Annotated in this window: 16 protein-coding genes and 1 pseudogene; 11 read left to right on the forward strand and 6 right to left on the reverse strand. The window is 59.9% G+C overall.

Features of this window, described 5'->3' with window-relative positions:
* Positions 1 to 16: 16 nt before the first annotated feature.
* Positions 17 to 1018 (reverse strand): GlxA family transcriptional regulator, encoded by a 1002-nt coding sequence (locus K328_RS24430; RefSeq protein WP_051284995.1) that lies wholly within the window; start codon positions 1016 to 1018, stop codon positions 17 to 19.
* Between the two features lie 217 nt (positions 1019 to 1235).
* Here K328_RS24430 and K328_RS0116165 point away from each other — a divergent pair, with 217 nt between their 5' ends.
* Positions 1236 to 1892 (forward strand): 4Fe-4S dicluster domain-containing protein, encoded by a 657-nt coding sequence (locus K328_RS0116165; protein WP_028466864.1) that lies wholly within the window; start codon positions 1236 to 1238, stop codon positions 1890 to 1892.
* A gap of 16 nt (positions 1893 to 1908) precedes the next feature.
* Here the strand turns inward: K328_RS0116165 and K328_RS0116170 are convergent, their stop codons facing one another.
* On the reverse strand, positions 1909 to 2541 hold the full coding sequence (locus K328_RS0116170; RefSeq protein ID WP_028466865.1) for a YdhR family protein: 633 nt from the start codon (positions 2539 to 2541) through the stop codon (positions 1909 to 1911).
* 270 nt (positions 2542 to 2811) lie between these two features.
* Here K328_RS0116170 and K328_RS0116175 point away from each other — a divergent pair, with 270 nt between their 5' ends.
* Complete coding sequence (locus tag K328_RS0116175; RefSeq protein WP_028466866.1) at positions 2812 to 3387, forward strand: TetR/AcrR family transcriptional regulator; 576 nt, start codon at positions 2812 to 2814, stop codon at positions 3385 to 3387.
* Positions 3388 to 3437: 50 nt separating this feature from the next.
* Here the strand turns inward: K328_RS0116175 and K328_RS0116180 are convergent, their stop codons facing one another.
* Positions 3438 to 4004 carry a DUF1013 domain-containing protein gene (locus K328_RS0116180; protein WP_028466867.1) on the reverse strand — a complete coding sequence of 189 codons (567 nt, stop codon included), beginning with the start codon at positions 4002 to 4004 and terminating at the stop codon, positions 3438 to 3440.
* Positions 4005 to 4192: 188 nt separating this feature from the next.
* Here K328_RS0116180 and K328_RS0116185 point away from each other — a divergent pair, with 188 nt between their 5' ends.
* The 3 genes from K328_RS0116185 to K328_RS0116195 all read left to right on the forward strand — a co-directional run bounded on the left by K328_RS0116185 (position 4193) and on the right by K328_RS0116195 (position 6090).
* The gene (locus K328_RS0116185) at positions 4193 to 4375 is read left to right on the forward strand and encodes a DUF1192 domain-containing protein (RefSeq protein ID WP_028466868.1); all 183 of its coding nucleotides are present in this window, start codon (positions 4193 to 4195) and stop codon (positions 4373 to 4375) included.
* An 86-nt stretch (positions 4376 to 4461) separates the two neighbouring features.
* A complete protein-coding gene (locus K328_RS0116190) occupies positions 4462 to 5241 on the forward strand; it encodes a 3-hydroxybutyrate dehydrogenase (protein ID WP_036554675.1) in 780 nt (259 codons plus the stop codon).
* A 69-nt stretch (positions 5242 to 5310) separates the two neighbouring features.
* Entirely contained in the window at positions 5311 to 6090 is a 780-nt protein-coding gene (locus K328_RS0116195; RefSeq protein WP_036554678.1) for a 3-hydroxybutyrate dehydrogenase, read from the forward strand.
* Between the two features lie 93 nt (positions 6091 to 6183).
* Here K328_RS0116195 and K328_RS26430 read toward each other — a convergent pair whose 3' ends face one another.
* Positions 6184 to 6348: a YdcH family protein gene (locus K328_RS26430; RefSeq protein WP_084608349.1), complete on the reverse strand. Its 165-nt coding sequence runs from the start codon at positions 6346 to 6348 to the stop codon at positions 6184 to 6186.
* Between the two features lie 156 nt (positions 6349 to 6504).
* On the opposite strand from K328_RS26430, the gene K328_RS0116205 reads away from it, so the two are divergent.
* The 5 genes and pseudogenes from K328_RS0116205 (at position 6505) to K328_RS0116225 (ending at position 10500) form a co-directional block, all read left to right on the forward strand.
* Positions 6505 to 7101 (forward strand): UbiX family flavin prenyltransferase, encoded by a 597-nt coding sequence (locus tag K328_RS0116205; RefSeq protein WP_028466871.1) that lies wholly within the window; start codon positions 6505 to 6507, stop codon positions 7099 to 7101.
* Between the two features lie 265 nt (positions 7102 to 7366).
* A pseudogene (locus K328_RS27190) lies at positions 7367 to 7621 on the forward strand (GNAT family N-acetyltransferase); the annotation flags it as partial.
* A gap of 329 nt (positions 7622 to 7950) precedes the next feature.
* A complete protein-coding gene (locus tag K328_RS0116215; RefSeq protein WP_028466872.1) occupies positions 7951 to 9258 on the forward strand; it encodes an O-acetylhomoserine aminocarboxypropyltransferase in 1308 nt (435 codons plus the stop codon).
* Positions 9259 to 9262: 4 nt separating this feature from the next.
* Positions 9263 to 10063 carry an alpha/beta fold hydrolase gene (locus K328_RS0116220; protein WP_028466873.1) on the forward strand — a complete coding sequence of 267 codons (801 nt, stop codon included), beginning with the start codon at positions 9263 to 9265 and terminating at the stop codon, positions 10061 to 10063.
* Positions 10060 to 10500, forward strand: a complete 441-nt coding sequence (locus tag K328_RS0116225; RefSeq protein WP_156901411.1) for an acyl-CoA thioesterase — start codon at positions 10060 to 10062, stop codon at positions 10498 to 10500. Before K328_RS0116220 ends, K328_RS0116225 begins: the two co-directional genes overlap by 4 nt.
* A gap of 26 nt (positions 10501 to 10526) precedes the next feature.
* On the opposite strand, the gene K328_RS0116230 is transcribed toward K328_RS0116225, so the two are convergent.
* Both K328_RS0116230 and K328_RS0116235 read right to left on the reverse strand, forming a co-directional pair.
* The gene (locus tag K328_RS0116230) at positions 10527 to 11027 is read right to left on the reverse strand and encodes a hypothetical protein (protein WP_028466875.1); all 501 of its coding nucleotides are present in this window, start codon (positions 11025 to 11027) and stop codon (positions 10527 to 10529) included.
* Positions 11028 to 11073: 46 nt separating this feature from the next.
* On the reverse strand, positions 11074 to 11604 hold the full coding sequence (locus tag K328_RS0116235; protein ID WP_036554681.1) for a response regulator: 531 nt from the start codon (positions 11602 to 11604) through the stop codon (positions 11074 to 11076).
* Positions 11605 to 12026: 422 nt separating this feature from the next.
* Between K328_RS0116235 and K328_RS0116240 the strand changes: the two genes are divergently transcribed.
* Positions 12027 to 12779: a YebC/PmpR family DNA-binding transcriptional regulator gene (locus K328_RS0116240; RefSeq protein ID WP_028466877.1), complete on the forward strand. Its 753-nt coding sequence runs from the start codon at positions 12027 to 12029 to the stop codon at positions 12777 to 12779.
* The last annotated feature ends 12 nt before the right edge of the window (positions 12780 to 12791 follow it).

Raw genomic sequence — 12791 nt, forward strand, 5'->3', positions numbered from 1 at the left:
GGGTAACGCGTCGATCTTAGCCTGCGAGTTTCTGCATCACCAATGTGGGCGCGTCATGCCGGACCGCACGCTCGGCACGGGGTGTCCGGCCGAAACATTCCCGGTAGCATTTCGAGAAATGGCTGGCGGAGACGAAGCCGCAGGCAAGAGCGACCGAGAGGATCGACATGCTGGTCTGGGCCAGCAGCTGGCGGGCGCGCTGCAGGCGGAGGTTCAGGTAGTAACGTGTCGGCGTGCTGGAGAGATATTTCCGGAACAGCCGCTCCAGCTGACGGGTCGAGAGCCCGGCCTTGTCCGCAAGGGCGGTCTGGCTCAGCGGCTCTTCCAGATTGGCTTCCATCTCAGCAATCACATTGATCAGTTTCGGATGGCTGACACCAAGGCGGGCACGCAATTCCATGCGCTGATGATCGTGCGGCTCGCGGATGCGGTCGTGGATGAACTGCTCGGAGACCTCGTTCGCCAGCTTGAAGCCGTGCTGCTTGGCGATCAGGTGCAGCATCATGTCGAGCGCGGCCGTCCCGCCGGAGCAGGTAAAGCGGTCCCGGTCGATCTCGAACAGGTCCGACGTCACTTCGATCTCCGGGAACTCTTCGGTGAAGCCGCCGAGATTTTCCCAGTGGATGGTGCAGCGCCGGTCTTCCAGCAGGCCGGCCCGGGCCAGCACATGCGCGCCGGTGCAGACCGACCCGATGGCCGCACCCTGACGGGACAAGCGCCGCAGGGCGCCGAAAACCCGGTCGTTGCGATAATGCTGGGCGTCGATTCCGGCAGCGACGATGACGGCGTCGGAATCCTTCAGATCATAGAGTGTTCCGACAGTATTTACTTCGACGCCGTTGCTGGCCTGTACGGGCTTGCCGTCCTCGCTTAGCACGCGCCAGTGATACAGCGTCTTTCCGGCCATGCGGTTGGCAGAGCGCAAGGGCTCTACGGCCGCAGTAAAGGGAAGCAGTGAAAAGTTCGGCGTCAGGAAGAAGTCGATGGTGAGCGGGACATCATTTGGGTCGTCGAACATATTTGGCCATACTCTCCACCGAACGGGTTTTGGGTTTTTTCCAGTCCCGTAATTCTGTCGTGAAAAGGATAAAGCCAAGTCGGTGCCCCGGAGCAATGAAAATAAGGTGTTGGTATATGTTTTCGGGTAGCTCTGGCTCTAGCTATGTCGGCGGCGGGACACTGGGTCGGGAATAGGCGATTTCCAGCGTGGCTTTGAGGGGGCGAAGGAGGGTCCAATGACCGACTGTGACAGGATCGAGGCCGCTCTCGCGCGCCATGGACTGTTATTACGCGGCGGATTTCATCCGGATGCGGGGGAAACAGCGCTCGCGGGGGGCGAATCAGCCGGGACCGTCCTGCTCGTCGGTAATGCGGGGTCGGGAATGTGGGAGGCTTTTTCCGCACAAATGCCTGCGGGTGCGGACCCGCTGGATCGCTGGAGCGGAGATGTGCTGGGTGCCGCGGCTCGACAGTTCGGTGCTGAGGTGGCGCTGCCGTCCGACGGCCCGCCCTACCGACCGTTCCAACAATGGGCGATGCGGGCCGAGCCGGTTTTCCCGTCCCCGATCAGTATTCTGATCCATCCCGTCTACGGTCTCTGGCACGGTTACCGGGGTGCTTTATTGTTCGGGCGGGTGCTGGATCTACCGGACAAGGATATGTCGGCGAACCCCTGCGACAGCTGTACCGCGCGACCCTGTCTCGCAACTTGCCCTGTCGGGGCGTTCTCTGGGCAGGGGTATGACGTGCAGGCATGCCGTAGGCATCTGCGGTCCGGTGCGGGGGATTATTGTCTCGACGGTTCTTGCCTGGCACGCCAGGCCTGCCCCGTTGGCCGTGATTATGCCTACGGAGCAGGTCAGGCGGCCTTTCACATGGCGGCCTTTGTGTAGCGCCTCAAACTCAATGCTAGCTGTAGTAGGGTGAGTTTAGGTCGCGGCTTGCGTCAGCGGCCGGCGGTGCCTCGAAGATTCGTGCATAATAGGCTGTATCAAGGCGCGCTGTTTCGGCCGGAAAATCCTCTAGAGCGAACCGTTGTGCATGCTCGACGGTTTCAAAGGCGTAGAATCCGCCAATGCTGTTGTTATTCAGTCCGCTCAGCCAGGTCTTGTTCAGTAACCCCGGCTGGTTCTTCAGGATGGGGTTACGCTTTCGCCATGGGGCTTGCTCGAACGGAATACTGAGCTGTAACTCCGTGTAGACATAGGCGCCGGGGGCTTGCTCGGTGATCCCACCGAAATAGGGCGACCCCATATCTGTGCTCGCTTCGGCGACACCCTCCGCATCAAACACCCGGGTTGTATGGGTGACGCCAAACCTGCGCGTTTCCGTCGGGAAGTACCCGGTTACGAATTTCTTGGCGTTCTCGACAGAATCGAAGCTGTAGAATCCTCCGAGCGATTTCGTGCCGAGACCGAATAGCCAAGTCTTGCTCAGGAAGCCGGGTTGTTGCCGGATGACTGGATTGACTTGGCGCCATGGTCCTTGGTCGAACGGTACTGAAATCTGGAGTTCTGTGTAAACGAAGGCATGTGGGGGCATCTTGATCTCCGATGTTGATGATTGGGCGTGTCCGGTCCCAAGCCGCAATATTGCGCTGCCGATGAGGGGTGCCGTCGCTGTCGCAGCCATGCCGCCGGCGAGAATTTCGCGCCGGGATGGATGCCGTTCGGATCTTGGTGGTCGGTTTGCTTCCATATAAATTTCTCCGATATAACGATCGTTATATAACGGTCGTGATGTTACCTATGGCGGAGATCGCAGCGAGTCAACAGATATATAACGATCGTTATTTTTTGCTGGAGTGACGGCATGAATGCGCGCAGGGACGAGACGAGGAAAAAGATGCTGGCCGCGGCCAGTGCCGGATTTAGGGCGCGTGGCTATGCCGGGATCGGGGTTGATGGAATTGCAAAGGCCGCCGGGGTCACGTCCGGGGCGTTCTATGCACACTTAAAGTCGAAAGACCGTGCTTTCGCCGCAGCGTTGGAACTTGGTCTGGACGAGGTCCTGGATGGCATCCGGCTGTTCAGAGGTGAGCATGGAGTTAAATGGCTGGAGGCGTTCGCCAACTATTATCTTGGAAAGCCGCATCGCGCAGACCTCTCCTGCGGCTGTGCCATGGCGAGTCTGTCGCCGGAGGTAGCGCGAGGACAGGGGCATCTGCATCAGGCTTACGCGGACAGGATGAACCAGATTGTGGACCGGATTGCGGAAGGGCTGGCTGGCGGTGACCATGCAGGCAGGCGTGCGCGGGCCTGGGCTTTCCTGACCGGCTTGATCGGCGGGCTGACGATGGCACGGGCGGTCGGGGAAGATGGACCGGCGGAAGAGATTGCCGCTGCGGTGCGTAGTGCCGCCCTTGTGGCCGCTGGACCGGCCAGATAGCAAAACGGCCGGTCATATGACCGGCCGTTTGTCGTTCTGATGGACTTGAATCAGGGTACCTCGGAAATCGACTCTAGCTGAGCTTCAGGCGGGGCGACGGTGCCGCCGGCCTTGGTCACGGCCTGATCCAGATCGATCTGCGAGCAGAGGCCGAGCAGGACTGGATGGCGTGCTGTGATGTTCTGGGAATTCCAGTGCGTGCGGTCGCGTACCTTGTCGATCGTGTCCTTGGTCGTGCCGACCAGTTTCGCGACCTGGGCATCCTTAAGTTCCGGATGGTGCTTGACCAGCCAGGCAATCGCGTCCGGCTTGTCGCCGCGCTTGGAAACCGGGACGTATTTCGGTCCCTTGGAACGGGCTTTCGGTTGCGGCAGCGTGCTGACCAGAATTTTCATCCGGTAGGACGTGTCGGCCTCGGCCTTGTCGATCTCGCTACGGGCCACCTGGCCGTTCTGCAGAGGATCAATGCCCTGGATTCCGGAGCTGACCTCGCCGTCGGCGATGGCCTGAACTTCGAGGGGGTGCAAGCCGCAAAAATCGGCGATCTGTTCGAACGACAACGCCGTATTGTCGATCAGCCAGACGGCCGTCGCTTTCGGCATCAGCGGATTCGCCATGATATCTCCTTTGAAGCGCGTTATCCGTATGCCTTAAGGAATACGGATCCGTTCTTTCTTGGTTGTCTGAAATGTTCTGAATGATGGTTATATAGAGCAAGATACGGAACGATCCAATCATAGTCTTCGTCAAATGTGCGATGCTTGAACACGGATCGAGGCGAAACCGGATAACGGGAGAAGGGCTGATGACATTCGAGGATCTGGAGCCGAAGAACGTAACCCGCAAGCCGGTCGATCTTTCGACCTGGAATATCGAGGACCTTGAGCTCTATATCGAGAACATGAAGACGGAAATCAGTCGTGCGGAAGCGATGATAGCTGAAAAGCAGTCTGTTTCCTCGGCGGCGGAATCTCTTTTCAAGCGCTAGGCGGCGGCCTGCCGAACCTTGCGGTGCAGCATTATTCTCTGTATCGCACGAGATAGACAAAAATGGACGGATACGGGGACAGGGGCATGAAGGGCAAGACGGCAGTCGTTACTGGATCGACCAGCGGCATCGGCGCGGCCATGGCGGCGGCATTCGCAGCCGAAGGTGCAAACATCGTCATCAATGGCCTGGGCGAAGCGGCCGAGATCGAGAAAGGACGGGCGGCTCTGGAAGCGGAGCATGGCGTCCCGGTGATCTACCATGGCGCCGACATGACCAAGCCGGAGGAGATCGAGGATCTGATCCGGACAGCCGAGGGACAGTTCGGTTCCGTCGACATCCTCGTGAACAATGCGGGCATCCAGCATACCGCGCCGATCGAGGATTTCCCGGTGGACCGTTGGAATGCGGTGATTGCTATCAATCTTTCCGCGGCTTTCCATGGCATGCGGGCCGCTCTGCCCGGGATGCAGAAGCGCGGCTGGGGCCGGATCATCAACGTGGCCTCGGCGCACGGCCTTGTCGCTTCGGTGAACAAGTCGGCTTATGTCGCGGCCAAGCACGGCATCGTCGGTCTGACCAAGGTGGCCGCGCTGGAAAATGCCCAGAGCGGTGTGACCTGCAACGCGATCTGCCCCGGTTGGGTGAAGACACCGCTGGTCGTCGCTCAGATCGAGGCGCGTGCCGCGGCCAACGGCACCAGTGTCGAGGACGAGACCCAGGCGCTGCTGCTGGAAAAGCAGCCTTCCGGACAGTTCACCACGGTCGAGCAGCTCGCTGGCGCTGCCGTGTTCCTGTGCGGCGATGCCGCCAGCAACATGACTGGCACGACTGTCACGCTCGATGGCGGCTGGACCGCACAATAACGTCTTCTCTGGCTGCGCTCCCACTGCCGATATTTGCTTGATATAGCTCTGCTATTCGAAAGGGCTTCCGTGAAAGGCAAGACAGTTCTCGTAACCGGCTCGACCAGCGGAATCGGCGCGGCACTGGCCGAAGGCTTTGCCGCCGAGGGCGCGAATATCGTGTTGAACGGCCTGGGCGATGCAGCGGAGATCGAGAAGGGACGGGCCGCTCTGGCAGCTGAGCATGGTGTTCCGGTGATCTACCATGGCGCGGACATGAGTAATCCGGACGAGATCGAAGATCTGGTTCGGACCGCCGAGGGGCAATTCGGAGCCGTCGACATCCTCGTGAACAATGCAGGGGTGCAGTACACCGAAACGATTGAGGCCTTTCCGGTCGAGCGCTGGGACGCACTGATCGCGATCAACCTTTCGGCTCCGTTTCATGCGACGCGCGCGGCCCTGCCGGGCATGAAGCGGCGTGGATGGGGGCGTATCGTCAATATTGCGTCCAATGCGGGTCTCGGCGGGTCGGTCCGCAAGTCGGCCTATGTGGCGGCCAAGCACGGTGTCGTCGGTCTGACCAAGGTGACCGGCCTTGAGAACGCCCGGAGCGGTGTGACCTGTAATGCGATCTGCCCCGGCTGGGTGAAAACACCGCTGGTCGAAGTGCAGATTGAAGACCGGGCGAAAAGGGACGGAACAAGTATCGAGCAGGCAACCTATGACCTGCTGATTGACCAGCAGCCGTCTGGAAGGTTCACCACGGTCGAACAGCTTGCGGGCGCCGCTCTGTTCTTGTGCAGCAGTGCCGCCGACAATATGACCGGTACCACGCTGACACTCGACGGCGGCTGGATGGCTATCTAGCGATTATTGGAGCGGAAAAACAAACACCCGCCGAAAATCCGGCGGGTGCGAATGGCTTTCTGATAAAAGCGGTGAAGTAACGGGATTGCCCGGCTAGGGCCTGAGATTCTCCATCTCATCTTTAATCGCAAGTTTCTTCCGTTTTATTTCTGCGACAGCAGCGCTGTCCGGCATGGGTCTGGTACGTTCCTGATCAAGGTTTCGCTCCAAGGTCTCGTGGCGTTGTTTCAGCGATTCAATCCGCTGTGCCTGGGCCATGCCTATGCTCTCCTTTTTTGATCGTGAACTTTCAAACGTTACAATTCAGAGAATAGGTATCTTTAGGGGCTTGTGCAATGAGTCCGCTTCGGGCATGTTGCGCGGTTTTTTGGTTAAAACTCCCAACATGCTGGATTCCCGAGGTAAATTTTTTTCATGAGAAATCCTCAAAAAAACAAGCTGATAATCGGGATCAGCGGGGCCTCGGGAGTTGTCTACGGCATCCGGTTGCTTGAAATGCTCAGGGCTCTGCCCGAAGAGCAAAAAATCGAGACACATCTGATCATGAGCCGGGCAGCGGAAATCACGCTGGCGCATGAAACGACCTTCAAGGTCAGGGATGTCGAGAAGCTGGCCGATGTGGTGCATGCCAACAAGGATATCGGTGCCGCCATCGCCTCCGGATCGTTCCGGACAATGGGCATGATCATTGCCCCATGCTCGGTGAAGACACTGGCGGAGATCGCGACGGGCGTCACCGACACGCTGTTGTCGCGCGCGGCTGATGTGATCCTGAAGGAGCGCCGCCGTCTGGTCTGCATGGTGCGGGAAACACCGCTGCACTCCGGCCATCTGCGGAACATGCTGGCATTGTCCGACATGGGCGCGATCATTGCGCCGCCGGTTCCAGCCTTCTACGCGAAGCCGGAATCCATCGCGGATATGGTGGACCACTCCGTTGGCCGGGTGCTGGATCTTTTCGATATCGACAGCGGCACGGTTCGCCGCTGGAAGGAAGACGCTGCGCCGTGAGCCTGGATGGGGAAACAGCCGTTTCTGTCCGTGCGCTTGACCATGGCGAAGAAGCTGCGTTCCTTGCCCTGAGACGAGAGGCGCTGATTGGGTGCCCAACATCATTTGCCGCCGCCCCCGAAGATGATTTCCTGAAGAACTAGAAGATGCGCGTGAGCTGTTCGCACGGCGGAACGGTGATGTCGTCTTCGGAGCCTTTACCGATCGTCTGTGCGGAATGGCGGGGCTGTAGCGGGAGCAAAAACAGAAAACACGGCATAAGGTTCATATATGGAGCATGTATGTTGCACCGGTTGCGAGGGGGCTTGGCGCGGGACGCGCCTTGATGGAAATCGTGATCTCTCATGCGGATACACTCGACGGTGTCGCGGGCATACTTTCGAGTGTCTCAGAGCAGGCCGGACCGGCTCGTGCGCTTTATGCCAGTCTCGGATTCTCTGTCTGGGGGGCGGAGCCGGAAGGACTTTTCGTTCAAGGCGTTAGCGTGCCGTTGCAACATATAATTCTGCCGCTACCATGAGCTTTCCCGGGCGGTATTGGAATGTTCGTTCGCACGGTTCGATGTCACATTTTTGTCGCCCCGCTGACTCCGACTTGACATTTCTGGTGGGGGCTTTACCGTCTGCCTCGGGCAAGTTGAACAGGGTGCTCAAACTCTAAAAAGAATAAAAAAGGGGCCGCGCTTTTGCGCGGTCCTTTGATTCTGGGCCGATGGTCCGGACGACTCTACAGAGTGGAGCCGGACTCCTTAAAATATCCTCCCAGAAGCGCCATCGCGCTTGCGTCCAATCCTCCATCCGTTAAAGATCGCGCCGAACCTGACAACAGTGCAGGATGGAGGGGCAGAACATGGCTTCAGACGGAAATCTCTTCGGTTTCGACACGCTCGCGCTGCATGCCGGACAGCAGCCGGACAGCGATACAGGCGCCCGGGCGGTGCCGATCTACCAGACCACGTCCTATGTGTTTCGGGACTCCGAGCATGCGGCCTCGCTGTTCAACCTGGAGCGGGCCGGGCACATCTATTCGCGGATTTCGAATCCGACCGTCGCGGTGCTGGAAGAACGCATGGCTGCGCTTGAGGGCGGGGTCGGCGCGGTGGCAACGGCCAGCGGTCACGCGGCCTTGCATCTCGCTATTGTCACGCTGATGGGCGCGGGCTCGCACATTGTTGCCTCCAGCGCGCTCTATGGCGGTAGCCACAACCTTTTTAGTCATACCCTGCCGCGCTTCGGCATCGAGACTACCAAGGTGCATCCGCGCGACATTGACGGCTTCCGCAAGGCGATCCGGCCGGAGACCCGTCTGGTCTTCGCAGAGACCATCGGCAACCCTGGCCTTGAGGTGCTGGATATTGCGGCGCTCGCCGAGGTCGCGCACGAAGCCGGTATCCCGTTGATGATCGACTCGACCTTCGCCACCCCCTATCTCTGCCGGCCGTTCGAGCACGGGGCCGACATCATCATGCATTCCGCCACGAAATGGCTTGGCGGGCATGGCGTGGCTATCGGCGGCGTGCTGATCGATGGCGGGCGGTTCGACTGGGAGGCCTCCGGCAAGTTCCCGACCCTGACGGAACCCTATGCCGGCTATCACGGCCTCGATTTTGCCGAGGAATTCGGACCGCAGGCCCTGTGCATGCGCGCCCGGGCCGAGGGCTTGCGCGATTTCGGCGCCTGCATGTCCCCGACCAATGCCTTCCATCTGATGCAGGGCATAGAGACCCTGCCTCTGCGGATGGACCGGCATGTCGCCAACGCCCGCAAGGTCGCTGCCTTTCTGGAAGCGTCGGAGGCGGTGGAATGGGTGCTTTATCCCGAACTGGACAGCCACCCGGATAAGGAGCTGGCGGCACGGATGATGCCGAAAGGCGCCGGCTCGATGATCGCTTTCGGGATCAAGGGCGGCCGGGAGGCAGGCCGGACTTTCATCGACCGGCTCGGTGTCTGGTCTCACTTGGCGAATGTCGGTGACGCAAAGTCCCTTGTCATTCATCCGGCCAGCACGACGCATCAGCAGATGGATGCGGAGATGATGAAGGTGGCCGGGTTGTCCGAGGATCTGGTCCGGCTTTCGGTCGGGCTGGAGGATGTGGACGATCTGATCACCGATCTGAAACAGGCGCTGCGCGCCGCAACTGTGCGCAAGGCAGGGTAAGCCGATGAAATTCGACGTTGCTGGACGTGAGGCTTTTGCCGCCACGGGCGGGCGCCCCTTTGACGGTGCGCTGCCTGCGATACTGATGCTGCACGGTGCCGGAATGGATCATACGGTCTGGTCCATGCAGGCGCGTTATTTCGCCCATCACGGCTTCTCCGTTCTGGCGGTCGACCTGCCGGGGCACGGACGCAGCGAGGGGCCTGTGCCGGAGAGCATTCCTGACTTGGCGGACTGGTGTCTCGCGGCGCTGGATGCGGTCGGCGCTGGCGAAGTGGTGGTCATGGGGCATTCCATGGGCTCGCTCATCGCGCTTGAGGTCGCGGCCCGTCTGGGCGCTCGTGCGAAAGCGCTGGCCTTGCTTGGCTCGGTGCCGGAAATGAAGGTGCATCCGGATCTGCTGAACGCCGCCCGCACAGGCAATCACATGGCTCTTGAGACCATGGTCGGCTGGGGCGTCGGCAAGCGCGCCCAGATCGGTGGTCACAGGGCACCGGGGGCCTGGGTCTGCGGGGCGAGCATGCGGTTGCTGGAGGCTGGCGACTATGCGGTGCTGGCGACCGACCTTGCCGCCTGTGATGCCTATGACGGGGCGTTGAAGGCTGCTGCGGCGGTCTCATGCCCGGCGCTGGTGCTTTCCGGCTCCGACGACAAGATGACCCCGGCCAAGCTGTCCCGGCCGCTGGTGGATGCTCTGCCGGATGTCCGCACCGTTGTCCTGCCCCGTGCGGGCCACATGATGATGATCGAACAGCCGGACGAATCGCTTGATGTGTTGGCCGAGTTTTTCGGGGCGATAAAGTGAGCGGGGAATCCGTGACGGAGACCCGGCAGCGGTTCCGCTGGTGGCTCGAAATCCCGACGCGCTGGATGGATAATGACGTCTACGGGCACGTCAACAACGTCCAGTATTACTCCTATTTCGATACGGCCGTGAACACGCACCTGATCAGGGAGGCCGGGCTCGATATCCACAACAGTCCCATCGTCGGGTTGGTGGTGGAGACCCGCTGCCAGTTCAAGCAATCACTGGTTTTCCCGGATCGGATTGACGCGGGCATCCGGGTCGAGCGCCTTGGCCGGTCGAGCGTTACCTATGCGACCGGGCTGTTCCGCGAAGGCGACGACGAGATCGCTGCGCTCGGTCATTTCGTGCATGTCTATGTCGACCGGGCAACGCAGACGCCGGTCCCCATCCCTGAGCACATGCGCGCCGAGATGGAAAAGCTGTGCCTTGAGTAATGGCCTGCTTTGAGTGAGGCGGGAGCTTATTTTGTCTTGGTACGGGAAATCTTGTAGAGCCCGGCGACGATCTGCTGGCCGATAGCGCCCGCTTCGCCCTTCATCTTGGTCGCGACCACGGCTTTCAATGCGTCCACATGAGCTTTGATGGCATCCGCGTCATTGTGCCCGCGCTGCCCGGGCTCACCCAGCTCCAGATAACGGTTCATCGAGGTGGCGATCTTCTCGACCATGGGATAGCCGAAGCTTGATCCCTGAGAGCGCAGATCGTGCATGACCGTATAGATCGTCCGCTCGGGCCCGGCTGGCTCGGCACCTTCCGCCCGCAGTTTTTCGACAGCTTCGTCCAGCTTGATGATGCTTTCCTTGGCGGTTTCCGAGAGGTCGATCTTTGAGACGGCGTCTGCCAGCGCGGCCTCGGCTTTTGCGATCAGCCGATCGTCCATGCGGGCCGGTCCGCCAACCAGATCTTTCAGCTTATTGGGCTGATGAATGACCTCGTACGTACCTTTCGGGGGCTGGGCCATTGCTTTCCTCTCGTGAGCCGGTTTGTCCGGTCTGTTCCTGGTTCGGTTAAGCGCTGCGAGCGTCCCGATCGCGCAATTCTGCAGCCCGACGCTCTTCTCCGGTGAAAGATTCTACCTTTCGGCGACGGTCGGGCCCGAAATAGTCATCGGTTCGGACGAACGGGCGAGGATATTCGACCACGGCAACAAGCCGCTGGATCAGCCCTACTCCGGTGAGGGGCTTGGCCATGAACTCGGTAACACCTGCATCGCGGGCCATCTCGATACGGTTCGATTCTGTGTGGCCGCTGACCATGATAATGGGCAAGAACTCATCCGGGCTGGTCGGATCGTTCCGTATCCAGTGTGTCAGCTCTATGCCATCCATCTCTTCCATCACCCAGTCGGTGATGATCAGATCGACCTGATATTCGCTAAGTTTGCGGATGGCGTGCTGTCCGTCTCGGGCATCAATGATGTTCTTGACGCCGACAGACTGCAGCATCGCCCGCAGCACTTCCCGCATGGGCTGGCTGTCTTCGACGATCATCACCGAGAGACGCTGAAAGCGTGCTTCGTTGGTCGGACTTTGAGACATTCACCATGACTTCCCCGGTCTCGGCACGCCGAAATCCGTAGAATCTTAACAATTCGTTATCCTTGCCGGAGTTTAATCGACTTCCGGTGGCTAAGGCTATAGCCGGATTGCGCGCTTCTCAATTCAGGGTGGCGACGTTGTTTGCCCATTTGCACATGGTGCGAATTCTGCCCAAGCCCGGAAATCCGCCTCTTCTGGTGCGTGTTCATACAATATCTGGTATAGATCAACTTGGTTTTGACTAGGCTGTGTTCGGTTGCGATCGGCAGAAAACTGCGACGTGACGGCAAACAAGTTTGCCCGTCGCTCTTGACTTGAAGTCCGATTCGCCGATTGATCCGGCCTCCGGACCGCTCGGTGCGCCGTGTTGCGCTCCGTTCGGTATTTCGAATGAGCCTGGGCTCCACGAGGATTGTAAGGAAATGGCAGGGCATTCCCAATTTAAGAACATCATGTACCGCAAGGGCGCGCAGGACAAAAAGCGCGCCAAACTGTTCACCCGGCTGATCCGAGAGATCGCGGTCGCGGCGAAGGCGAGTACCGATGCAAGTGCCAATCCGCGGCTACGGTCGGCCATTCAGGCGGCCCGCGAGGCCAATATGCCGAAGGACAATATCGACCGGGTGCTGAAGAAGGCCGAAGGCGGTGGTGCTGACGACAATTACGAGGACATCCGCTACGAGGGCTATGCCTCCGGCGGTGTCGCCATGATCGTCGAGGCATTGACCGACAACCGCAATCGGACGGCTTCCGAGGTCAGGTCCACGTTTTCCAAGTATGGCGGGACCCTGGGTGAGACCAACTCGGTCAGCTTCATGTTCGACCGCGTTGGCCAGATCTCCTACCCGGCCGACAAGGCGGAGGCAGACGCCATGTTCGAGGCGGCTCTGGAAGCAGGCGCCGAGAATGTCGAATCTTCCGAGGACGGGCATGTCATCACGTGCGCGCCTGACGATCTGAGTTCGGTGCGCGAGGCGCTCTCCGAGCAGTTCGGTGCCCCCGAGGAGGCCGAATTGTCCTGGAAGCCGCAGAACACTGTGCCGGTGGACGAAGACCACGCCGAGACCATCATGAAGCTGCTGGGCGCGCTGGAAGACTTGGATGATGTCCAGTCCGTTTCGGCGAACTTCGAGATCCCGGACGATGTTATGCGGAAACTGACGGCGGCCGCCTGAGATCCATGTCAG

Source organism: Nisaea denitrificans DSM 18348, from assembly GCF_000426505.1.
In the GTDB taxonomy this organism is placed as follows: Bacteria; Pseudomonadota; Alphaproteobacteria; order Thalassobaculales; family Thalassobaculaceae; genus Nisaea; species Nisaea denitrificans.